The following is a 22,134-nucleotide window of genomic DNA, read 5'->3' on the forward strand; positions in this document are numbered from 1 at the left end:
TCAGGATGTCATGGCGCATGCAAGGATCGCCGTCTCGGTGATAGCCTGGCCGGTGAGTTCGCCCGACAGGCGGCCGTCGCGCAGCACAAGCACTCGTTCGGCATTCATGATCAACTCCGGTATCTCCGAAGAGATCATGACGATCGCCATGCCTTCGCCGGCGATGCCGCGCAGGATCGAGTAGATTTCCGCCTTGGCGCCGACATCGATGCCGCGTGTCGGCTCGTGCAGCACCAGCACGCGCGGATTGGTGACGAGGCTGCGGCCGAGGATGATCTTCTGCTGGTTGCCGCCCGAAAGCGTTCCCAGTTTCTGGCCGAGATGTGAAATCCGCGCATCGAGCCGTGCGACCTGGGCGCGGGCCTCGCGTTTCACCGCGCCGCGCCGCACGAAACCGGCCAGCGAAAAACGCGGCAGCGAGGCGGAGACGACATTGTCGGCCACGCTCATCTGCAGAAGGCCGCCGGAACCGCGCCGGTCGGCCGGAACGAAGGACATGCCGAAGCGGATCGCGGCAAGTGGATCGGCGCCGCGCAGTTCCTTGCCGTCGATGGTGACCTTGCCGCGCCGGGCGCAGAGCCCGAAAAGCGCGTCGCCAAGTCCGTCCTTGCCGGAATCGGGAAGTCCGCCGATGCCGAGGATCTCGCCGGCGCGCACGCTGAAGCTGACGTCCTCCAGCCCCGCCGCCTCGAGCTTCTCGACTGTCAGCACGGTGTCCTCGTCTTCAGGCCTGGGTTCGACCTGAAGCGACCATTGCATGGCGGCGTCGAGGTCGCGGCCGACCATGGCCCGGATGAGCTGGTCCTCCGACAGGCCCTCATTGTCCATCGTCACGATCGTGCGGCCATCGCGCATCACCGTGACGCGGTCGGCGATATCCAGCACCTCGCGCAGATGGTGCGATACGTAGATGATGGTCACGCCCTCGGCGCGGAGCTGCCTGACGACCTCGAACAGCCTTTCGCTTTCGCGTTTGGAAAGCGCCGAATTCGGCTCGTCCAGCACGAGCACGCGGGCATTCTGGCGGATGGCGCCGGCGATTTCGACCAGTTGCATCTCGGCGACCGAGAGGCGGCCGACCTTGGTGTCGGGGTCGAGGCCGCCCATGCCGAGCCGGGTGAGCGCATCGCGCGCCTCCCGCCGCATCATGTCGCGCGGCAGCAACGAAACGGCAGAGCGCGCCGCCATGTCCGACATCATGATGTTTTCGGCCACGCTCATCGTCGGGCAGAGCGCCAACTCCTGATAGACGACAGTGATGCCGTGGGCACGGCTGTCGAGCGGGGAGGAAAGTTTCACTTCCCTGCCCTCGACCAGAAGCTTGCCACCATCGGGGCGCAGGTCCCCGGCCAGGATGTTCATCAGCGTCGACTTGCCGGCGCCGTTCTCGCCGATCACGGCGTGAACCTCGCCGGCCCGGAAGCCGACGGAAATACGGTCAAGCGCGAGCACACCGGGGAACCGCTTGGTTACGCCGGCGATCTCGACGATGTTTGCGAGGGAGGGGGCGGCCGTCATCGAGCTGGCTCGACGGGCCGGCGGAACCTGCGGCCCGCCGGCCCGTCACGCTGGCATTGTTACTTCTTGGCCACCTCGGCAATGTTCTCCTTGGTGTAGACGCCGACGCCGGTGTCGAGGTTCTCGATCGTCTGGCCCTTGAGGAACTGGACGAGGAGGTCGACCGCGGCGAAGCCCTGCTTTTCCGGAGCCTGGTCGATGGTGGCCTGCACATCGCCGCTCTGCACGAGCTGCACGGTCTGGTCGAGCAGGTCGAAGCCGACCACCTTCACCTTGTCGGCCGCCTTGTTGCGTTCGACCCAGGTGCCGGCGGCGGGAGTGGAGCAACACTCCAGCGACAGGACGCCGGAGATCGAGGGATTCGCCAACATGGCGTTCTCGATCGCCGAATAGATCTTCTGCGGATCGGTGCCGGTGTTCAGCGTGCTGACCACCTCTAAGCCGGGCTCGGCCTTCAGCGCCTCGCGCGCGCCTTTTTCACGGTCGAGCGACCACTGGGCGGCGGCGTCGATGGTGGTGATCATCACCTTGCCCTTGCCGCCGAGAACCTTGGCCATCAGTTTGCCGGCCTCACGGCCCGACTGCACGAGATCCTGCCCGGCGAAAGCCAGGCGCTTGCTTTCGGGATTGTCGGTGTTGAAGGTGACGACCGGGATACCGGCGGCGATCACCTTGTCGATCAGCGGCGCCAACGCGTCGGTCGACACCGATGAAATCGCCAGGCCGTCCATCTTGCCCATCAGCGTCTCGATCTCGCTGATCTGGCCGTCGGCATCGGCGCCGACGGGGCCGATGAACTGCGCGCTGACCTTGTCCTCGGTCGCCGCCCGCTGCACGCCGGCCTTCATGAACGGCGCGAATTCGTTCGAGACGTCATGGTAGGAAACGTAGATGTCGAGCGGCTGGCCTGCGGCGATCTTGGCCTTGATGCGATCGGCGAGCGAGAAATCGGCGAGCTTGGCCTCGGCATGCGCGAGCGTGGGCAGCAGGCTGAGCGTCGCCGCGAGAATGACATGTCTGATTTTCATGGATAGTCCTCCCTTTTTTGTTTGGCTTGATTGCCCTCAGAGCATGATGCCGAAAAGTGTGCAGCGGTTTTCGGACGACATCATGCTCTATCTCCCTGATTTGGAACCGGATTCAGATTTCAGGTTGATGCGGCCTGAAACCTGTATCCGGTTCTAGGCCGCGCGGCGCGTTGTCCATTTGTCGATGCCGACGGCGATGATGATGACGAGGCCGATCATCAGTTCCTGCACGAAGGGCGACACGCCCATCAGCACAAGGCCGTTGCGCATCACGCCGATGATCAGCACGCCGAGTATGGTTCCAAGGATGGTGCCTTCGCCGCCCGACAGCGAGGCGCCGCCGACGATGGTCGCGGCGATGACGTCGAGCTCCAGCCCGAGGCCGGTGCGGCCGGCCTGCCCGCTGGGCAGGAAGGCGAGGCTGAGGATGCCGGCGAAGGCGGCGAGCAGCCCCATCAGCACGAAAGCCCAGATCTTCACGGTGTTGACGGAAATGCCCGACACGCGCGCCGCTTTGGCGCTGCCGCCCACGGCATACACCCGGAAGCCGAAGTTCAAATAGGAAAGCACCAGCCATGCCAGCACGGCGATGACGGCGAAGAACACGAGCTGCATCGGAATGACGCTGAACAGATAGCCCTGACCCATGAAGTTGAAGGTGTCGAGAACGTCGGGAAGCGCGCCGTTGCGCGCGTTGACGGTGACGGGCTGGCCGTTGGTCAGGATGAGCGCGGCGCCGCGGACGATGCTGAGCATGCCGAGCGTGGCGATGAGCGAGGGCAGGCGGCCGTAGGTGGACAGGGTACCGTTGATGACGCCGATGACGGCGCCGGCGAAGAGGCCGACCGCGAGCGCCGGCAACAACCCCCAGCCAGCGACGATCAGCATGCCGGTGGCAAGCCCCGAAAAGGCGTAGGTCGATCCGACGGACAGATCCACCTCGCCGGAGATCAGCACGAATGTCATGCCGACCGCCATGATCCCGAGCAGCGAAACCTGTCGGCCTATGTTCAAGAGGTTCAGCGACGTGAGGAAGCTGTCGGTCGCGAAGGTCAGGAACAAGCAGATCACGACCAGCGCGATGAACACGCCAGCCTCACGGACCCGCAAGAGTCGCGACAATTCAAACCGGCCTGCGGCTGCCGCGCGCGCGCCGCTCCTGACCGTATCGGCCATCCCATTCCTCCCTCGACGGCGGCGCGACGGCTGCAGCCGTCCGTCGCTGTTCTTCATCTCCCCATCGATCCGCAGCCTGGGCCCAAGCCCGGTTCGATGTCCTCAAGGCCGGGCTTCTACCCGGTCGTGCTTGCTCAGGAAGCCTGCTGGAAAGAACCGGCAGGCACCTTGCGCAATTGTTCGTAGTTGCCGTATTCGCGCACCTTCTTGAAGGGCGCGTTCTCGACCGCGTTGTAGGAGCAGATATAGCCCCAGCGATACGTGTCCGAGCGGTTCGCGTCCGAACGGTGCAGCAGGTTGCCGTCGAAGACCAGGGCGTCGCCCGCCTCCATCTCGACATAGATGTGCTCGAAGCGCTTCAGGGCAGCTTCCAGGTGCTCATGCTCGACATTGGTCTGCTCGTTCTCGCGGATATGATTGAGGCGGCCGAGCTTGTGCGTGCCCTTGAGCACCTGAAGGCAGCCGTTTTCGCGGGTCGCCTTGTCGAGCGCGACGTAGATGCTCATCATTTCCGGTGCCAGGCAGCCGTAATTGTACCAGTAGCCGAAGTCCTGGTGCCATTCCCATGCGCCGCCTTCGTTGGGCTGCTTCATCGTCATCTTGTGGCTGTAGAGGTAGATCGGCTTGCCGACGGCGTCCTCGGCCAGATCGACCATGCGCTCGTCGCGGGCCAGCAGGCCGTATTTGTCGTCTTCGGCCTTGGTCCACATCTTCAGCAGCGTGGTCTTGCCCTCCTTGTCGCCCTTGGACATCACGCCGCCCTTGCTCTGCTCCTCCGCGAGCTGCTTGCGGGCGTGGTCGCGAAAGTTGGCGACTTCACCGGCGCCCAGCAGGCCACGGCGAATGATGTAGCCGTCGCGAGCGTAAAGCTCGGCTTCATGTCTGGTCATCGCGAGCATCGGTATTCTCCCTGGAACCCCAAAGCGTCCCGCGATGCGGCACGGGCGCCCCTGAACCTTTTTGAAGGCCTGGTCCCGATCCGTTTCCGGCCGGAAATCCCAGGCTCTTGAGGAGAATTTAGCCCCTCCGCCGAGGAACAAAATGGACAAAGGGAACGTATTTTTTGTATAAAACGCGCATGCACAAAAGAACGTCCGTAATTGAGAGTTTCCACTATGTGCCAGCCCCGGCCTGGACCCGCGCCGCGTTCAGCGTGCTGCGCGCCGGAAAAGTCGCCGCCGGGCCGGATTACCGGATAGAACGCGCCATCTATCCCGGACAGGACATCATCTACTGTCTTGCCGGCGCCGGCTTTGTCGAAACGCTTGGGCAAAGGATAGACGTCGGGGCTGGTCAATTGGTCTGGATGGCGAACGAGGCTCCGCACGTCCATTCCGCCGATCCCCGGGATCCTTGGACGGTGCTTTGGTTCAGGCTGGACGGCCCGGAGCCCGCCATCCTGCGGCGCAAGCTGTTCGGAGAGGGCACGCCGCGCGCCAGCTTCGCCGAGGGAACAACTCCAGTCCCGTGGTTCGAGCGCCTGTTTGCCGCGTTGCGCCGCCGCGACGCCAGCCTCGATCTGCGCCTTTCGCAACTGGTTGCCGAATTCCTGCTCCTGATCGATCGCGCGTTGGCGGGGCCGGATAGCGACGACCTGCCGAAACCGCTCGCTTCCGGTATCGAAGCGATGCGCGGGGCGCTCGGTTTCGCATGGACCGCGTCGGCCCTGTCGGCCGTCACCGGGCTCGGGCCGTCGCAGACCCGGCGGATGTTTCAGCGCTATCTTCGCACCAGCCCGCATCAGTGGCTGATGCGCGAGCGCTTGATGCACGCGCAGTCGCTGCTGGTGCAGGACGACCAGCCGATCGCCGAGATTGCCGAGACATGCGGCTTTTGCGACGTCTATCATTTCGGCCGCGAATTCAGGCGATCCGTTGGCATTTCGCCTTCGGCCTGGCGGCGCAGCGAACTAGGTGTTGCGTCGAAGCGCTGAACAGATTCCGCGAAGGCGTCACACGGCTTTCCGGCAAGAAACTGCGACAAGACAAGCAGGCCATGTGTTGGCTTGGCAGGAAATGGCCTGCTTGGGTGCGGTGAACCGGCTGGAGCGCCGCGAGGAGGCTACCCGTTGACGAAGCGCGGCGCTGGTCCTAGAAGAACTGCCAGACTTCTCCGTGGTGATTTGGCCGGTCGGCTTGCAGCCACGTTAAACAACTCGCTAAAGGGCCGTTTGCAACCTGTAACCGGCTTTGCGACGGCAATGCCGGTTTTTTGTTGTCCGCTGCCGGCCGGACACCGCATCGGGACGAGACCGATGCGGGACAGGATGAGGATGGACATGGCCGCTCAACGCGCTGCAAGGACCAAGGACGAGGCCGACCATCCGTCGAGCCCGGTGCTGCAGTTCGGCCCCAACAAGCCGCTGAAGCTCGACGCCGGCACGCTGCTGTCGCCTTTCCAGATCGCCTACCAGACCTATGGCACGCTCAACGCCGCGCGCTCCAACGCCATCCTCGTCTGCCACGCGCTGACGGGCGACCAGCACGTGGCCAATACCAATCCGGTGACCGGCAAGCCCGGCTGGTGGGAAGTGCTGATCGGCCCAGGCAAGATCATCGACACCAACCGCTTCTTCGTCATCTGCGCAAACGTCATCGGCGGCTGTCTCGGCTCGACCGGCCCCGCCTCGACCAATCCGGCGACAGGCAAGCCTTATGGGCTCGACCTGCCGATCATCACCATCCGCGACATGGTGCGCGCGCAGGCGATGCTGGTCGATCATTTCGGCATCGAAAAGCTGTTCTGCGTGCTTGGCGGCTCGATGGGCGGCATGCAGGTGCTGGAATGGGCGGCGAGCCATTCGGAGCGTGTGTTCTGCGCCCTGCCGATCGCCAGCGGCGCCCGCCATTCCTCGCAGAACATCGCCTTCCATGAAGTCGGCCGACAGGCCGTCATGGCCGATCCGGAATGGCATGGCGGCAAATATCTCGATTTCGGCAAGCGGCCGGAAAAGGGGCTCGCCGTCGCGCGCATGGCCGCTCACATCACCTACCTTTCGGAAGCAGCGCTCCACCGCAAGTTCGGCCGCAATCTGCAGGACCGCGAGGCGCTCACCTTCGGCTTCGACGCCGATTTCCAGATCGAAAGCTATCTGCGCCATCAGGGCATGACCTTCGTCGACCGCTTCGACGCCAATTCCTACCTCTATCTGACCCGCGCGATGGACTATTTCGACCTTGCCGCCGATCACGGCGGGCGCCTCGCCGACGCCTTCGCCGGCACCAAGACGCGCTTTTGTCTGGTCTCCTTCACCAGCGACTGGCTGTTCCCGACCGAGGAGAGCCGGTCGATCGTGCATGCCTTGAACGCGGCGGGCGCTTCCGTCTCCTTCGTCGAGATCGAGACCGATCGCGGCCACGACGCCTTCCTGCTCGACGAGCCGGAGCTGTTCGCGGCCATCAACGGCTTCATCGCATCGGCCGCCCGCGCCAGGGGGCTCGGCGCATGACCCCGAACCGAAGGTCAGCGAACGCAGAAAGTTGCAGACTTTTCGGAGCGGGATCATGCGCCATGCAGGAGGCAAGCCCATGAGCGTCAATCGCGCCCAGCGTGTCGACCTCGAGGTCGTCACCGATCTCATTCCGGCCAATTCGCGCGTCCTCGATGTCGGCTCGGGCGACGGCGTGCTTCTGGAACTCCTGCAGGAGACCAAGCAGGTCGACGGCCGCGGGCTGGAACTGTCGCAGCGCGGCGTCAATGAATGCGTGGCGCGCGGGCTATCGGTTATCCAGGGTGACGCCGACACGGATCTGAAATTCTACGCCGACAAGGGCTTCGACTTCGTCGTGCTGTCGCAGACGCTGCAGGCGACGCGTAATCCGAAGGTCGTGCTCGACGAGCTGCTTCGGATCGGCAACCGCGCCATCGTCTCCTTCCCCAATTTCGGCCACTGGCGCGTGCGCTTTTCGCTGCTGATCAAGGGCAGGATGCCGGTCACCAAGGACCTGCCCTACTCCTGGTACGACACGCCCAACATCCACTTCTGCACCATCCGCGACTTCGTCAACCTGTGCGAGGAACTCGGCGCGACGGTCGAGAAAGCAACCGCGCTCGACGCCAACGGCCAGAAGATCGGCCTGTCGATGCCCTGGTGGTTCTGGAACTTCTTCGGCCAGCAGGCGGTGTTTTTGTTGAGGCGCTGACGGGAATGCGTTTCTTTCGTCGGTCACCGGCAGTGGTGGAAATCCCACCAAACATTTTGTCCGAGCTACGGGCGGGAATTCTCGTCTGCACGTCACCACGCAGCGGCAGCAATCATCTCGCGGGTCTGATGGCTTCCGCCGGGCTGGGCCATCCGCTGGAGTGGTTTGGCGGGCGACGCCTGCTGGAGTTGCCGGGTTACCCACGAGATCCCCGCGCCCAGCTTCTGCGTGCACTGACGGAGGGGCGGTCCTCTACCGGGATCTACGCAATCAAGATCTTTGCGAGTCAGTTCACCCAACTTGCCAAGAAGGTGAACCTGCCAGCCAGCCTCCCCAACTTAAGCTATGTGCGGTTAACGCGTGACGATCTGCTCGGGCAGGCGATCTCATGGGCACGTGCGCGTCAAACCCGCGAATTCCGATCCACCGAGATCAGTCACGTACCGCCACGCTACAATGGCCAGGCAATCGCGGAGTCTCTGGAAAAGATTTTGATGGAGAATCTGGCGTGGGACGGCTGGTTCGCGAAGAATGGCCTGCCCTTCCTATCCCTGACCTACGAGGAAATTGAGCACGATCCTGCAGGAAGCCTGACGAAAGTCGCGCAGCTGGCGGATGTGGAGCCCAACTGGGAGACCAACCCTCGGTCGGGTCTCGAAATCCAGCGCGATGCACTCAATGAAGAATGGCGAAAGCGTTTCCTGTCCGAATATGCCGACCCTTCCAGCTTCCAATACCGAATGATGAAATAGTCCATTTAACAAATGCGTAGTGCAGAACTGCATCTCGATCGTTTGACAGCATGCTGGTAGGGCGATAGCCACTAGTTTGATTAACCGGTTGTGTCGCGATGGCGGAACGTCCCACCTATTCTATCGTCATAGAGATGGAGAATGCCAAATCCATCGACTGGGACGAGATCGGCCTTGGGCTGAAAGCCTTGGCGCGTGAGATCGCCGAGGTTTCCGCTAGCGGATTTGCGAGACCGAAGGTCATTGTATCGCATGGCGGCCTCGAGACTGACGCAGTCTCACTGCGAAGCAGCATCAGAGCGGAAGCGCCACAACTGGCGCAGGTTGCCGATCTGGCCTTCGCGGCGTGTCCTGGCGGCAGATACTACGACCTCAAGAACAACGGCATTCCTTCGAGCGAAGGAAGCATCCTTGTTTTCCTGGATTCCGATACAGTTCCGGAACGGAACTGGCTCTCAACTCTACTGAAACCCTTTGTCGACCGGCCTGAAACCATCTGTGTGAATGGGCATACCTATCTTTCATACGATGACTTCTTCTCGCGAACCTTCGCGTTGATCTGGTTTTTCCCGATGGCTGAGGGAGACGAGAGATTCGCCTCAAAGCGTGCTCTCAACGCCAACAACATCGCCTTTCGGCACGACTGGATATCCAGCCACCCATTTCCAGCACACAACGGCTTCAAGGTCTCTTGCACGTTGCTGATGCATGAGCTTTGGAGCGAAGGCCACAAGATAGTCAATGTGGACGCGCGCGTTCACCACTATTCCCCGCGCGGCTGGCGGTTCTTCTTTTGGCGCGCACTGGTGACCGGCAGGGACGCCGATCGAAAATTCGTCGAGCTCCACGCGCCTGGCAGGGTTCAGCGTATCGTCAAATCATTTACGCGCTGGGGGACAATGTCGTGGCGCACGCTGCGGCGCGTGGTCAACCTCGCACCGCAGACCGGCATGCCGGTCTGGCAAATTCCCTTCGCGGCGATTGTTGGCCTGACGTTCTACACTTTCGCGTTTCTCGGCCATTTCAGCCTGGCGGTGGGGCTCGTTCGCGACGAGCCTGAAATCGTGCCCGACTATGTCGTGCACAGTTAGAGCAATTCCAGGAAAAGTGTGAGCGGTTTTCCGTCCGGAATTGCGTAGAAACAAAGAATAGAGCGGTTCGCCGTTTCCGTGAAACGGTGAAACGCGCTAGGGCAATTCCAGGAAAGGCGCGCTGTTCTGCTAGCCAACCACATCCGTAGCCTTGTGCGGATGCTCGACGCCGTCGACGAAGATCACGTCGGATTCAGAATTGTGGGTGCGCAACTCGAGGATCTGTTGATACGCGCGCGACCGGTACCAGTCCCGCACATGCTGGCTGTCGGGGAATTCGATGACGATCAGATGCCCGGGCCAGTTGTTTTCGACGACCTCGACATCGCCGCCATGGACGACGAAGCGTCCGCCGAACGGCGCCAGCGTGGCGTCGATCTTCTCCAGATACTCGATCATCCAGGGACCCGACGTGACTTGGCGCATGTGGGCAACGGCGTAAGCGGTCATGATCCTGCTCCTTCATGGGACTGAAGCCGATCGGCCGGCCTCGTTGGGTCATCATGCAAAAGTCAGGTAGTCCGGTCGATTACCTTGGACGTCATCGAGACAACGCCGACCATCGCCCGGCGGGCTGTCGCATAGCCAGAACGTCGATTGTGTTGCCATCAAACCGCAATGTTGCGGAAAAGCCACTAATTCGGCGTTTCTCGGACAGCTTGCGTGACACAAGCGTGGCTTTTTTGTAGCGTCTGTCGCAAATCAGAGGTGGGACGCGAGGATAGCCATCAGATCCATCCGACAAACGCTAGATCCGACCGGCAGTGGCAGCCCGATGTCGAACCAGGACGCTCCGCTGATCTCAGTGATCACGCCGACCCACAACCGGCGCAGCCAGGTCGTGCGCGCGGTGGAAAGCGTTCTGGCGCAGACACTTACCCGCTTCGAGCACATCGTGGTCGACGACGGTTCGACCGACGGGACGGCCGCCGCGCTGGCCGAAATCCGCGACCCGAGGCTGATCTATGTCGGCGCCAAATGGCGCGGCGCCAATGCCGCGCGCAATGCGGGCATTGAGCGCGCGCGGGCGCCGGTCGTGACCTTCCTCGATTCGGACGACGTCTATCTGCCCGATCGGCTGGAGCGGACGCTGGCGCGCTTCGACCAGAATCCCTCGCTCGAAGTCCTCATCAGCTCGTTCTTGTCGCTGAAAGGCAGCCGCAGCACCAAATGCATCAATCGCGACGCTTTCCTCGACAAGAGCACGCTGCAGCGTGCCCTGGTCTCGCAGACCATCTTCATTGCCGGCTCGGCGATCACCGCAAGGCACGAGTCGCTGCTCGCGATCGGCGGCTATGACAGCGACATCACGCGCATGCAGGATCGCGAATTGCTGCTGCGCTTTGCCCAGCGCAGCGGCGCCTTGCTGTCCGAGGATATCGACTGGAAGAAGTACAATTCGGAGAATTCCATCTCCGGCCGCCGCGACGGCTATGTCGAGGCCTACGCCAGTCTGATCGACAAGCATCCTTATATCGCCGACCGCTATCCCGACGTTCCGCCTTACATGATTGCGCGCCAGATCATCGCCGATATCCTCAAGGGCAGGTTGCCGCAGGCGTTTTCGGGCTATCACGCCAACCGGTCGTCCAAGTCGCTCGGCTACTCGCCCGCCGAACTCTTGCGCGGCTATGTCGTCGGCCGCCGCTGGCGGCGCGACTGCTACGACGAATTCCGCGCCAAATATGGCGCCCGGGCGGTCTGATTGCCTCCTTGACGCAACGCCGACGAAAACCGCTGCACACTTTTCCGTCGGGAACTGCGTGAAAACAAAGAGATAGAGCCGTTTTCCGCGAAACGGTGAAATGCCCTTATGCTTCAGTGGATTCCTTCTTGCGGCGAGCCGCCGGAGGCGGTGGGTCGATCGCCCCGGCCCTGACTCGCGCGGGTTTTAGCGCCGGCGCGCCGGTATCCTTGACGATGTTCAGCGAGCGCGGAAAAAACTGATTGTTGTGCTGACCACGTCCGATGTTGACGATCGCGGTTTCTGGCAGGCGCTTCTGAAGCATGGCCAGAACCCGCCGCAACGTCGGCCCGTCGAACGCATCGAGCGCCTCGTCGATGATCACCCATTTCGGCTTGCGCAAGGCGAGCCTAGCGAAAGCCAGCGCCCGTTGTTCGTCGTCGCTGAGCTCGCGTTCCCAGCGCCCGGGATGATCAAGGGCGGTTGCCAGCCGGTCGAGGCCGACCTCCGCGAGCACCGCCGCGATCTCGGCATCGCCGGCCGGGGCCTCGCCGTTCGGATGATCGAGCACCTCGCGCAGCGTGCCGGCCGGGAAATAAGGCACGCGCGGCACGAAGATGGGCGTCTCGCCGGCCGGCAGGCCGATCCGGCCGCTCCCCCATGGCCACAGGCCGGCGATGGCGCGGAAGAACAATGTCTTGCCGGCCCCCGGCTCGCCGGTGATCATGACGCGCTCGCCGGACTGGATCTCGACATCCGTCTGGGCAAGCTTGGTGCAGCCTTCCGGCGAAGCCACCTCAAGCGTGTCGAAGGTCAGGCTGCCATTGGCGTTTTCGCCGAACCGGATGCGTTTTTCCGTGTCATGCAGCGCGTCGGTTTCGGTGAGCGCGATGCGGAAATCGGCCACCCGCATCAGCGTCGCGCGCCAGTCGGCGATACTGCCGATATTGTTGATGAACCAGCGCAGGGACGAATGAACCTGGTTGAAGGCGCCGACCGCCATCATCAGCCCGCCGAAGCTGATATCGCCCGAGAAATAGACCGGCGAAGCCACCAGGATGGGCGCCACCACCGTTATCCAGCCATAGGTGTCGGTCACCCAGGACAGGTTGATCTGCGCGGCGAAGATGCGCCGCATGGCGCCCAGCACCGTGCCGAGGTCGAGTTCGAGCCGGCGTCTGGCATCGGGCTCGCCATGGTAGAGCGCGATCGCGTCGACATTCTCATTCACCCGCACCATGGAGGAGCGCAGCTCCGCTTCGCGGGTGTAGCGCTCGCTGTTGAGGCTGATCAGCGGACGCCCGACCAGCCAGCTCAGCCACGAGGCGATGCCGGCATAGAGGAACGCGGCCCACACCATGTAGCCCGGTATCGCCAGCGAATAGCCGCCGACGTGGAACACGAAGCCGGAAGACAGCTGCCACAGCACGCCGATGAAGGAGACAAGCAGGATGAACGACTGCAGCAGGCCGACACCGAGATCCGTCGACAGGTCCGACAAGTGAGCGGCATCCTGCTGCATGCGCTGGTCGGGATTGACGCCGATGGCGCCAGCATTGGCCAGCCGGAAGGCACGCGCCGGTCGCATCCATTGATCGATCAGGTCCAGCGTCAGCGCCTCGCGCAGCCGCAGGCGGATCATCTGGTTGAGCCAGGTCTGGCCGATATTGAGCACCAGAAGCCCGCCGGCGATCATCGCGAAGACCAGAAGCTGGTGCAGGAAAGCAGCCATGTCGCGCCGGGCCAGCGCATCGTAGAAAGGCTGGTTCCAGCGGTTGAGCAGCACCTGTCCGATCGAGGTTGCGACGATGACCGCGACGATGCCGATGGAGACCCAGGCAAGTTGCCTGCGCACCGGCGAGGCCTTCAACCCCAGCTTGATCGTCGCCACCTGGTCGGCGAGGCTGCTCGCCTCGACCGAGACGGCGGCCTTTTTTGGGCCTGGTTTTTTATCGGTCTGGTTGTCCATGAAGGATATTCCTGGTTTCCTCGGCGGTCACGAACACCGCGCCAAGCGAGCATTCCTCAGATCGAGCATGCCCTCAGATAGGGTGACGATCGCTGCGCGATGCAAGGCGCGGCGGCGATCACGAACGCGTCACTTGGCCGGGCGCGCCATCGGCCGCATGCCGGCCAAGCCGCGTTGCGCCCTGCGGCGAGAAGACCGGCACGAAGACGCGGCGAGAGGCGCGCTGCGCGACCGGCACGCCCTGGTAGAGCCGCTTCTGCGCCTCGACGACGATGACGCCGGAAAAGATCGGCCAGAACCGCCGGCCGGCTCTCTCCAGCACATTGTGGAACCGCATCATGAAACGCCGCGGCGACGGCGGGAAGAACAGCGCGTCGCTCCATGTCGCCGGGGTGAAATTCGCCTCGCGCAGCAATTCGGTCAACTGGCCGCGCGAGAACGGCCGGCCATTGCCGAAGGGCGTGTGCTCGAACCGCGCCCAGACACCGCGCCGGTTGGGCACGACAATGACGACCCTGCCCGCCGGCGACAGCACGCGCCAGATCTCGTTCAGCGTCTCGCGCGGGTTTTCGGCATGTTCGAGCGAATGCACCAGGAGCACGCGGTCGATGCAGGAATCGACCAGCGGCAGTTCCTCGTCGAAGACCAGCGCCGTCGCCGTCGGCCCCGACACCGGCCACACCACCGCGCCCTGCGTCGCCGGCATGAAGGCGAAGACGCGCTCGGCATCGGCGCCGAAGCGTTCCAGCCATGGCAGCGTGTAGCCGAGGCCGACCAGCCGCTCGTTGGGCACGGTTGCCCATATGGACGACAACGCCATGGTGATCGAATGCTCGGCCAGGCGGCCGAGCGTGGACGAGTAGAAGGAGCGCAGGTCGACGATATCCGAATGCATGCGCGGGACGGTAGCCGTGAAGCCTGCCAAGTTCAACAAAGGCACCCGGTTCAACAAACGCGCCAGCTCAACAAACGCGGATGACATCGGCGCCCGCCCGCCCTATGTCTGCGACGACAAAGGGAGACATGCGATGCCGGTCGAAATCGAGCAGTTCATGTGCCGCACCGACAATTTCGGCGTGCTGGTCCACGATTCGAAGAGCGGTGAGACGGCGATCATCGACGCGCCGGAAGAGGCGCCGATCCTGGCCGCGATCAAGCGCACCGGCTGGACGCCGACATTGATCCTCACCACGCACCATCATGCCGACCATGTCGAAGCCAATCTGGCGCTGAAGGAGCGCTTCAAATTGCGCATCGTCGGCCCGGAAGCCGAAAAGGCGAAGATCCCCGGCATCGACGAGACGGTTGGCCAGGGGTCGGTCGTGCGCCTTGGCGAGGAAAGGGTCGAAGTCATCGAGACGCCCGGCCATACCGCCGGCCATGTCTCCTATTATTTGCCGGCCTCGAAGGTGGCCTTCACCGCCGACACGCTGTTCGCGCTGGGTTGCGGCCGCCTGTTCGAATGCAAGCCGCCGGTGATGTATGAATCGCTGAAGAAACTGACGGCGCTGCCAGCGCAAACCGCCATCTATTGCGGCCACGAATACACTTTGGCAAACGCCCGCTTCGCGGTGACGGTCGACCCGGGCAATCCGCTGCTGAAGCAGCGCGCGGCTAAGATCGAAGCGCTGCGCGCCGACAACAAGCCGACATTGCCCACGACCATCGGCGAGGAGTTGTCGACCAACCCGTTCCTGCGTTGGCACGACCCGGCGATCCGCAAGCATCTCGGCATGGAGAAAGCCTCGGACGCCGAGGTGTTTGCCGAGATCCGCAAGCGCAAGGACAATTTTTAGTTCCACCGCATGTCGACCAAAAGGCTCGACGTTCGTCGCAGCAAAGACCGCCAATGACCAGCGCCGCCGAGATCATCGCAACGCTAGGCCTCAAGCCGCATCCCGAGGGCGGCTGGTATGCCGAGACCTTTCGCGACGCCGCGGGCGGCTCGCGCGGTCATTCGACCGCGATCTATTTCCTGCTCGAGCAGGGCCAGCTTTCGGCCTGGCACCGGGTGAAGGACGCGGCCGAGGTCTGGCACTTTTATGCCGGCGCGCCGCTGGCGCTGTCGATGCATGAGGAAGGCGCGGGCATGGTCGTCGAGCAGGTGCTGGGCACGGCCCTTGCCGCCGGTGAGCGGCCGCAGATCGTCGTGCCGGCCGGCTGGTGGCAATCGGCGCGCAGCCTCGGCGAATGGACGCTGGTCGGCTGCACCGTGGCGCCGGGCTTCGATTTTGCCGCCTTCGAGCTGGCCGAGCCGGACTGGCAGCCGAAGATCGCCTAACTGAGAAGAAATCCCAGCGTGATCGCCAGCTGTGCCGCGTAATAAAGCACCCAGACCGCGTAGCGCATCCACACGCGATGCGGCGAGATCGCCGCAAGCAGGAAGCGCTCGGTTGCCAGCAACCCATCCGACGCGATGAACAGCACCGCGCCGGCCATCACCCAGGGATAATTCGTCGTGAGCGCCGAAATGCCCATGGCGAGGATCGCCGCGACATAGACGGCGACCGGGATACGCAGCTGCGGGCCGACGCGGCGCCAGAGCGCGGCAAGCATGACGATGCTGAATGTGGCTATGGCGAGCGCAATCGCGCCCCGCCAGGATTCGGCGCTCAACAGGCCGAGCCCGCCGCCCGCCTGCAAAAACAGCGCGGCATAAGCGATGTGGCCGGCGAGAAAGCTCGCCAGCCCGCCGAGAAAAGCCTTTTCGCCGTCGCGCGACAGGAAGGCGTCGCCGACGGCGCTCAAGCCCAGCGCCGCGACGAGCAGCAGCGGGCCGCCCTGCATGGCGGCAAGCACGGCCAGCAAAGCCACGGCCAGCGTCTTTGCCGCGCTGCGCGTCCATTTCGGCGGCATGTCGAGCGCAAAGGCGTAGATCACGGCCGCGACGAACGAGAACAGCAGCGTCGCATTGGCGTTGGCCTCGATGCCGCCGGGAAACGGCATCATGCGTTGACCTCTGTGGTCGCCGGCTTGCGCATCAGCAGCGACTTCGCCGCCAGCGCGGCGCCGGCGGTGATGAGCACGCAGGCGGCGAGGATGCGCAGCGACGGCGTGGCGACGCCGGCAGCGATCAGCACCAACGTCGACAAAAGCGGCGCCGCGTAGCTCGCGGCGCCCAGCACCTGGATATTGCCGCGCTTGACGCCGATATCCCAGGCATAGAAGGCCGCGCCCACCGGCATCAGGCCGAGCCCGATGACGGCCAGCCACTGTTCAGGGCCATCCGGCAGCACCGTCTTCTCAAGCAGAAAATGGCAGATAAGCGACAGCACCGACGTCGCCGCGCAGAACCAGGTGACGATCGAGGTCGGCACCGACGGGAAGCGCCGCGACAGGAGCGAATAGGACGACCACAACAGCGCGCAGACGGCGGCCATCGCATAGCCGAAGGCGTAGCGCGCGTCGAAGGCGAGCGCGCCGCCCTTGGTGACGATCAGGAAGGTGCCGGCAAGGCCGAGCAGCGCGCCGACGACATGGTTCCAGGCAAGCCGCTCGCCCGGCATCAGCGCCGAGCCGAGCACGATCAGCAGCGGCCACAGATAGGCGATCAGGCTCGCCTCGACCGCCGGCGCGTTGCGCAGCGCCGTGAAATAGAAGAAGTGGTAGCCGAACAGGCCGGCTATGCCGATGACCCAGACCTGTGGCGGGATCTTCTGGCTCCGGTCGGGCGCCGGCATCAACAGCCGCGCCGCCAGGCCGACGCAGGTGCCGATGGCGAAGGTGATGGCCGACAGCAGGAAGGGCGGCACCCGCCCCGAGGCGTCGGTGAGCAGCGCCAGCAGCGCCCACATGGCGACCGCCGAGAACCCGATCAATGTTGCGCGCGCCATTCGTTCCCCCGCCGGCGCGCGGTGGCGCCTGACCTAATTTACCGCCTCGAAGCGTCTCGCGCTGATGGTCAGCGGACCGATCTGGGTCCCGACCGTGGCGCGGATCGGCGCATATACGCCGGATTGGCCGAGCGGTGCAAACGTCACCAGCATGCGGCTCTTGTTCTTCAGGAAATTCAGCGCCTTGCGGCCCTTGCGATAGCCCGCCACCGGCTCGAAGCCCATCTTGCAGGTCACCGTGTCGCCCTTGTAGCCCGGCACCGAGATCGAACCCTTGGACGCATAGGTCAAGGTCAGGTCGGCGCGCATCTCGCCGTCGTAAAATTTGACCGTCCGTCCGCAGACGTTGTCCAGGCTGTCGGCGTGGATGACGGTCGCGGCCATCGGATCGAGCACCGATTTCAAGTCGCTATCGCCGAGCGGCACCCAGCTCTTCGAATCGCGCTTCTTCGGCGCGGGAACGACTTGCGTGGAGGTGACCGCACCGTTGTTGAAGCGGATCTCGACCATCGAGGCCTTTTTGCCGGATGTATAGTCGGCCCGGAAGGCATGCGGCTGCATCTGCTTGCCGGAAATCGTGCCTTTCGACGAAATCGTGCCTTTCGTGTCGTCGAAGAGCTTGCCGAGGCCGGCGGCCGAGACGGTGCCGTCGATGGCATAGCTGTCGCCTTCGTAGCGGCTGGAAAAAGTCGCCCTGGCGATCGAAAGGCCGAGATAGGACACCGTATACTCGCCCTTGAAGGACTGCGGCGCCGCGGCGGCGAAGCTTGTTGCCGGCACGGCAAGGGCAAGCAGGCTGGCGAATGCATGAGATGGACGGAGCATGGCGGCTGGCGAATCCCTGGCGGTTCGGCCGGAACGCAGCGGCTCCAGCCTGGCATATCCCTTCGCGATGGGCTTATACTGTGAAATCCGGCCTTTATATGGAGCGCGCCTGACGACGGGCCGCGCGCCGGAGCTTGACGCAGTGGTGAAATGCCACTATGGAACGCCAACTTTTCCAAAGGCCGCCTGACCGAGACCGCGCGCCGCCCGGCGCGGGCAGAATGGTTTGGGCAGGTTTAGAAACTGAAGGTTAGACAAATGTCCCGCACCTGCGAACTCACTGCCAAGGCAGTTCAGACCGGCAACAATGTGAGCCACGCCAACAACAAGACCAAGCGTCGCTTCCTGCCGAACCTGGTCAATGTGACGCTTATTTCCGAAGCGCTGAACCAGAATGTTCGCCTGCGTATTTCGGCCAACGCGCTGCGTTCGGTCGAGCACCGCGGCGGCCTCGACGCCTTCCTGGCCAAGGCCGACGCCAAGGAATTGTCGCAGCGCGCGCGTCTGCTCAAGAAGCAGATCGCCAAGAAGCTGGCCGAGCAGCCGGCCGCTTAAAGCAGCTTTCAGGCGGGGGACGACCGCATCGAGCCCGGCCAGACCGGTGCTCGAAACAAGGGCGGGCGTCGGCATGGCGCTCGGCTGGTTCCATTACCCAGGATAAAAAAATGAATTTCCTGACGCGATATTCGCCCTTCGTGGCTGCCATGGCGCTTGTCGTCGTGGCCTCCAACATCCTTGTCCAGTTCCCGATGCAGGGCCAGGTCGGCGGTCTGGCACTGGCGGACGTGCTCACCTGGGGCGCCTTCACCTATCCGTTCTCCTTCCTGGTCACCGACCTCGCCAACCGCCGCTACGGTCCGGCCGTGGCGCGCAAGGTGGTGTTCGTCGGCTTCATGACGGCGGTGATCTGCTCGATCCTGATCCCGCCTTTCCTGTTCCGCCACGGCCTGATCGAGTTCGAGACCGCCGCCGACCGGCTGGTGCGCATCGCGGCCGCCTCGGGTGCCGCCTTCCTCACCGCGCAATTGCTCGACGTCACCGTCTTCAACCGGCTGCGCCGGCAGAGTTGGTGGCGCGCGCCTATCGTCGGCACGCTGGTCGGCTCGGTGTTCGACACCATCGTCTTCTTCGGCGTCGCCTTCTCCGCCGCCTTCGCCTTTGCCGGCCCCAATGACAGCTTCGCGCTGGAGACCGCGCCGCTGATGGGCGTGCTGCCGGTCGAGACGATGCGCTGGGTGTCCTGGGCGCTTGGCGACCTTTCGGTCAAGCTGATCATTGCCGTCGTGGCGCTGATCCCCTATCGGCTGCTCGCCGCGCGCTGGAGCCAGCCAGCGGTCGCGGTCGGAGCATGATCCCAAAAGTGGGATCCGGTTTTTGGAAAAGATCATGCTCCAAACAGAAAGAGAGAGCATGATCCCAAAAAGTGGGACCCTGTTTTTGGAAAAGATCGTGCTCAAACCAAAAGAGAGACCGTGATCCCCTGGGTTCAGCTTGATTCCGCCCGCACGCCTGATGGCGCGCAGGAACTTCGCCTGAAGCGGCGCGGGGATGAATTCTCGATCATGCTCGGCACCAACGAGCTGATGAACAGCCGCCTCAGCGGCTCCGAGGAGGCCCTCGCCAGGCTTTCCTGCGAGCGGATCGCCCGCCGCAAGCGGCCAGGCATCCTCATCGGCGGGCTCGGCATGGGATTCACCTTGCGCGCCGCCCTCGCCGCGCTCGATCGCGACGCCGCCGTCACCGTCGCCGAACTGGTTCCCGCGGTCGTCGCCTGGGCGCAGGGCCCCATGTCCGGGATATTCGACGGCTGCCTCGACGACCCGCGCGTCACCCTTCGCGAGGCCGATGTCGGCCAGTTGATAAGGGCGGAGAAGGCCGCCTGGGACGCCATCCTGCTCGACGTCGACAATGGTCCCGAAGGCATCGTCTACAAGGGCAATGACACGCTCTACAGTGCGGCCGGCCTGGCCGTGGCGCGGGCCGCCTTGAAGACCGGCGGCGTGCTAGCGGTCTGGTCGCAGGGACCGGACGGCGGCTTCACCCGGCGGCTGAAACAGGCCGGCTTCGCGGTCGAGGAGATCAACACGCGGGCCAACGGCAAGCGTGGCGCCCGCCACGTCATCTGGATTGCTACCAACCAGGCCTGACGCTTTCAGCAACAGCCGTGCGGCTTTACGTTTTGTTACGCCCGATGATGCAGGATCGCGAAAATTCTCCAGGGCATTGCGACCAGCATGACCGTGCCAGGCACCGGTTGGAAAAACGATCTTCTGCTTGCGTTGTGCGCCACGCTGGTGGTGCTGACGATCAACGCGGTTTCCGGCTTCCCCACCCTTGCCAACTACGGCGCCGACAATGACAGCATGCTGCGGCTGGTCGAGGTCCGCGACCTGCTCGGCGGCCAGGGCTGGTTCGACCTCCATCAATACAGGATGGGTGCCTCGGGCGGCTTCGTCATGCACTGGTCGCGGCTAGTGGACACGCCGCTCGCGCTGATCATCATGGGCTTCGATGCGCTCGGCGCCAGCCCCGCCACCGCCGAACGCGCCGCGCAGATCATCTGGCCGACCCTGCTCTACGGACTGACCATATTCGTGCTGATGCGCGCCGCGCAGCGCTTCGCCGGCGCGAATGTCGCGATGCCGGCGCTCATCCTGTCGACGGCGGGCCTTTTCTTCCTGGTGATCTACAGCCCGGGGGTGATCGATCACCACAATGTCCAGCTGTTGCTGACGGCGGCCGGCCTCTGGCTCCTGATGGAAGCGCCCTCCTGGCGGCCCGCGGCCCTTCTGTCGGGCATCTGCGCCGGCCTGACGCTGGCTGTCGGCATGGAGACCGCTCCCTATGTGGCGGTGCTCGGCATCTGTGCCGCTGTGCTGTTCATCCTCGACGACAAGGAGCGCGTCACGGCACGAGGCTTCGGCCTCGGATTTGCCGGCATCGCCTCGCTGGTCTTCGTGGTTACCATCCGCCCGGCCGACTGGGGCGTGGCCCAATGCGACGCCTTCTCGTCCTTCCAGTTCGCGGTTGCCGCGCTGTCCGGCTTCGGCCTGGCGATCGCCGCTGCATCGACCGGGCCGACAACCCGGGCGCGGCTCGGCTCCACGCTGGCGCTGGCGGCGGTGGTCGCGGCCGCCGCGATGCTGTTCTTCCCGCAATGCCTGGCGTCGCCCTATGCGGGCATGGACGAGCGTATCCGCACCTATTGGCTGGCCGACGTGGTCGAGGCGCAGCCCTTCTGGAGCGTCGCCGTCCACCAGCCGAAGCTGATGGCGGCGCGCTATGTGACGCCCTTCATCGCCATCCTGCTGATCGGCTTTCAACTCCGAACGCGTCGCCTGCGCCGCGAGGAGATGCTCGCCGCCATCCTGCTTGTCGTCGCCTTCGGCGTCAGCCTCTGGCAGGTGCGCGGCTCGACCTTTTCCGTCGCCATCGCCGTATTGCCGCTCTCGGCCTGGATTGCGAAAATCCGCCTGCGGGCGGACGCCGCGCCCTCATGGCGCCTTTCCACCGGCATCGTCATGGCGTGGCTGGTCTCGCTCAACGCGACCTGGGCCGGGGTCGCGGTGGCGGCGCAGTCCGTGGTCCAGAAAGCGCCGCAGCGGATCAATTCCGATCCCGATCACGCCGTGACCTGCGGCAAGCCAAGCGACTTCCATGATCTTGCCGTCATGCCGGCGACGACGGTGCTTGCCTCGTCCAATCTCGGCTCGGGAATACTGATGTTCACCCGCCACCGGGCGCTGGCCGGCCCTTACCACCGCAATGTCGGCGGTAACCTTGCCATGCTCGACGCTTTCATGGGAACGCCGGACGCCGCGCGCGCCGTCATCGAGCGCGAGCATGTGGGGCTGGTCGCGATCTGCCGCGGCAACACGGAAGAGATATCGCTGGGCCTGGACGCTCCGAACGGCCTTGCCGCGGCGCTGCTGCGGGGCGACCTGCCGGCGTGGCTGCAACTGGACCAGTCTACCGCGGGAAAACCGATCGAGATCTACAAGGTCCGTTGAATATCGGCCTGCGGCCATGTCAGCATCGTCGACCGCGCTCCTCGCAACGCGCTCGTTTCGCGCTGATGCAGCATCCCTCCGTGATTTAGAAAACCCCGATTGAAGT

22 protein-coding genes and 1 riboswitch are annotated in these 22,134 nt (G+C 64.0%); of the genes, 12 read left to right on the plus strand and 10 right to left on the minus strand.

Going from position 1 to position 22,134, the window contains the following annotated elements:
- The 4 genes from FJ417_RS15305 to FJ417_RS15320 all read right to left on the minus strand — a co-directional run bounded on the left by FJ417_RS15305 (position 1) and on the right by FJ417_RS15320 (position 4,612).
- Positions 1–1,518 carry a sugar ABC transporter ATP-binding protein gene (locus tag FJ417_RS15305; RefSeq protein ID WP_140784029.1) on the minus strand — a complete coding sequence of 506 codons (1,518 nt, stop codon included), beginning with the start codon at positions 1,516–1,518 and terminating at the stop codon, positions 1–3.
- Between the two features lie 59 nt (positions 1,519–1,577).
- On the minus strand, positions 1,578–2,546 hold the full coding sequence (locus tag FJ417_RS15310; protein ID WP_140658760.1) for a sugar ABC transporter substrate-binding protein: 969 nt from the start codon (positions 2,544–2,546) through the stop codon (positions 1,578–1,580).
- Between the two features lie 153 nt (positions 2,547–2,699).
- Complete coding sequence (locus FJ417_RS15315; protein ID WP_140704858.1) at positions 2,700–3,722, minus strand: ABC transporter permease; 1,023 nt, start codon at positions 3,720–3,722, stop codon at positions 2,700–2,702.
- Between the two features lie 134 nt (positions 3,723–3,856).
- Complete coding sequence (locus FJ417_RS15320; protein ID WP_226892106.1) at positions 3,857–4,612, minus strand: phytanoyl-CoA dioxygenase family protein; 756 nt, start codon at positions 4,610–4,612, stop codon at positions 3,857–3,859.
- A 188-nt stretch (positions 4,613–4,800) separates the two neighbouring features.
- Here FJ417_RS15320 and FJ417_RS15325 point away from each other — a divergent pair, with 188 nt between their 5' ends.
- The 5 genes from FJ417_RS15325 (at position 4,801) to FJ417_RS15345 (ending at position 9,707) form a co-directional block, all read left to right on the plus strand.
- Positions 4,801–5,655, plus strand: coding sequence for an AraC family transcriptional regulator (locus tag FJ417_RS15325; RefSeq protein WP_140784030.1), 855 nt, complete (start codon positions 4,801–4,803; stop codon positions 5,653–5,655).
- Between the two features lie 171 nt (positions 5,656–5,826).
- A riboswitch (SAM riboswitch) is annotated at positions 5,827–5,904 on the plus strand.
- Between the two features lie 96 nt (positions 5,905–6,000).
- A complete protein-coding gene (locus FJ417_RS15330) occupies positions 6,001–7,170 on the plus strand; it encodes a homoserine O-acetyltransferase (RefSeq protein WP_140784031.1) in 1,170 nt (389 codons plus the stop codon).
- A gap of 79 nt (positions 7,171–7,249) precedes the next feature.
- On the plus strand, positions 7,250–7,864 hold the full coding sequence (gene metW, locus FJ417_RS15335; RefSeq protein WP_140645165.1) for a methionine biosynthesis protein MetW: 615 nt from the start codon (positions 7,250–7,252) through the stop codon (positions 7,862–7,864).
- Positions 7,813–8,616, plus strand: coding sequence for a Stf0 family sulfotransferase (locus tag FJ417_RS15340; protein WP_140784032.1), 804 nt, complete (start codon positions 7,813–7,815; stop codon positions 8,614–8,616). The genes metW and FJ417_RS15340 overlap by 52 nt, the downstream gene beginning before the upstream one ends.
- Positions 8,617–8,714: 98 nt before the next feature.
- The gene (locus FJ417_RS15345; protein ID WP_140784033.1) at positions 8,715–9,707 is read left to right on the plus strand and encodes a glycosyltransferase family A protein; all 993 of its coding nucleotides are present in this window, start codon (positions 8,715–8,717) and stop codon (positions 9,705–9,707) included.
- Between the two features lie 129 nt (positions 9,708–9,836).
- On the opposite strand, the gene FJ417_RS15350 is transcribed toward FJ417_RS15345, so the two are convergent.
- Positions 9,837–10,157, minus strand: coding sequence for a DUF1330 domain-containing protein (locus FJ417_RS15350; RefSeq protein ID WP_140784034.1), 321 nt, complete (start codon positions 10,155–10,157; stop codon positions 9,837–9,839).
- 325 nt (positions 10,158–10,482) lie between these two features.
- Between FJ417_RS15350 and FJ417_RS15355 the strand changes: the two genes are divergently transcribed.
- Positions 10,483–11,412 (plus strand): glycosyltransferase family A protein, encoded by a 930-nt coding sequence (locus FJ417_RS15355; RefSeq protein WP_140645163.1) that lies wholly within the window; start codon positions 10,483–10,485, stop codon positions 11,410–11,412.
- Between the two features lie 106 nt (positions 11,413–11,518).
- Here the strand turns inward: FJ417_RS15355 and FJ417_RS15360 are convergent, their stop codons facing one another.
- Both FJ417_RS15360 and FJ417_RS15365 read right to left on the minus strand, forming a co-directional pair.
- Positions 11,519–13,360, minus strand: coding sequence for an ABC transporter ATP-binding protein/permease (locus tag FJ417_RS15360; RefSeq protein WP_140784035.1), 1,842 nt, complete (start codon positions 13,358–13,360; stop codon positions 11,519–11,521).
- A 118-nt stretch (positions 13,361–13,478) separates the two neighbouring features.
- Positions 13,479–14,255, minus strand: a complete 777-nt coding sequence (locus FJ417_RS15365; RefSeq protein WP_140784036.1) for a methyltransferase domain-containing protein — start codon at positions 14,253–14,255, stop codon at positions 13,479–13,481.
- A gap of 133 nt (positions 14,256–14,388) precedes the next feature.
- On the opposite strand from FJ417_RS15365, the gene gloB reads away from it, so the two are divergent.
- Positions 14,389–15,156, plus strand: a complete 768-nt coding sequence (gene gloB, locus FJ417_RS15370; RefSeq protein WP_140784037.1) for a hydroxyacylglutathione hydrolase — start codon at positions 14,389–14,391, stop codon at positions 15,154–15,156.
- 53 nt (positions 15,157–15,209) lie between these two features.
- Entirely contained in the window at positions 15,210–15,641 is a 432-nt protein-coding gene (locus FJ417_RS15375; protein WP_140784038.1) for a cupin domain-containing protein, read from the plus strand.
- Here the strand turns inward: FJ417_RS15375 and FJ417_RS15380 are convergent.
- The 3 genes from FJ417_RS15380 to FJ417_RS15390 are packed head-to-tail and all read right to left on the minus strand — an operon-like array spanning position 15,638 to position 18,018.
- Positions 15,638–16,309 carry a lysoplasmalogenase family protein gene (locus FJ417_RS15380; protein ID WP_140784039.1) on the minus strand — a complete coding sequence of 224 codons (672 nt, stop codon included), beginning with the start codon at positions 16,307–16,309 and terminating at the stop codon, positions 15,638–15,640. The genes FJ417_RS15375 and FJ417_RS15380 overlap by 4 nt on opposite strands.
- Positions 16,306–17,193, minus strand: a complete 888-nt coding sequence (locus tag FJ417_RS15385; RefSeq protein ID WP_140784040.1) for a DMT family transporter — start codon at positions 17,191–17,193, stop codon at positions 16,306–16,308. Before FJ417_RS15385 ends, FJ417_RS15380 begins: the two co-directional genes overlap by 4 nt.
- A gap of 33 nt (positions 17,194–17,226) precedes the next feature.
- The gene (locus tag FJ417_RS15390) at positions 17,227–18,018 is read right to left on the minus strand and encodes a DUF3108 domain-containing protein (RefSeq protein WP_140784041.1); all 792 of its coding nucleotides are present in this window, start codon (positions 18,016–18,018) and stop codon (positions 17,227–17,229) included.
- A 258-nt stretch (positions 18,019–18,276) separates the two neighbouring features.
- Here FJ417_RS15390 and rpmB point away from each other — a divergent pair, with 258 nt between their 5' ends.
- The 4 genes from rpmB to FJ417_RS15410 all read left to right on the plus strand — a co-directional run bounded on the left by rpmB (position 18,277) and on the right by FJ417_RS15410 (position 22,028).
- Complete coding sequence (rpmB, locus tag FJ417_RS15395; protein WP_140784042.1) at positions 18,277–18,573, plus strand: 50S ribosomal protein L28; 297 nt, start codon at positions 18,277–18,279, stop codon at positions 18,571–18,573.
- 110 nt (positions 18,574–18,683) lie between these two features.
- Positions 18,684–19,370 carry a queuosine precursor transporter gene (locus FJ417_RS15400; protein ID WP_140784043.1) on the plus strand — a complete coding sequence of 229 codons (687 nt, stop codon included), beginning with the start codon at positions 18,684–18,686 and terminating at the stop codon, positions 19,368–19,370.
- A gap of 120 nt (positions 19,371–19,490) precedes the next feature.
- A complete protein-coding gene (locus FJ417_RS15405; protein ID WP_140784044.1) occupies positions 19,491–20,165 on the plus strand; it encodes a hypothetical protein in 675 nt (224 codons plus the stop codon).
- Positions 20,166–20,252: 87 nt separating this feature from the next.
- Positions 20,253–22,028, plus strand: coding sequence for a GtrA family protein (locus FJ417_RS15410; protein WP_140784045.1), 1,776 nt, complete (start codon positions 20,253–20,255; stop codon positions 22,026–22,028).
- The last annotated feature ends 106 nt before the right edge of the window (positions 22,029–22,134 follow it).

This window comes from Mesorhizobium sp. B3-1-7 (genome assembly GCF_006439385.1).
In the GTDB taxonomy this organism is placed as follows: domain Bacteria; phylum Pseudomonadota; class Alphaproteobacteria; order Rhizobiales; family Rhizobiaceae; genus Mesorhizobium.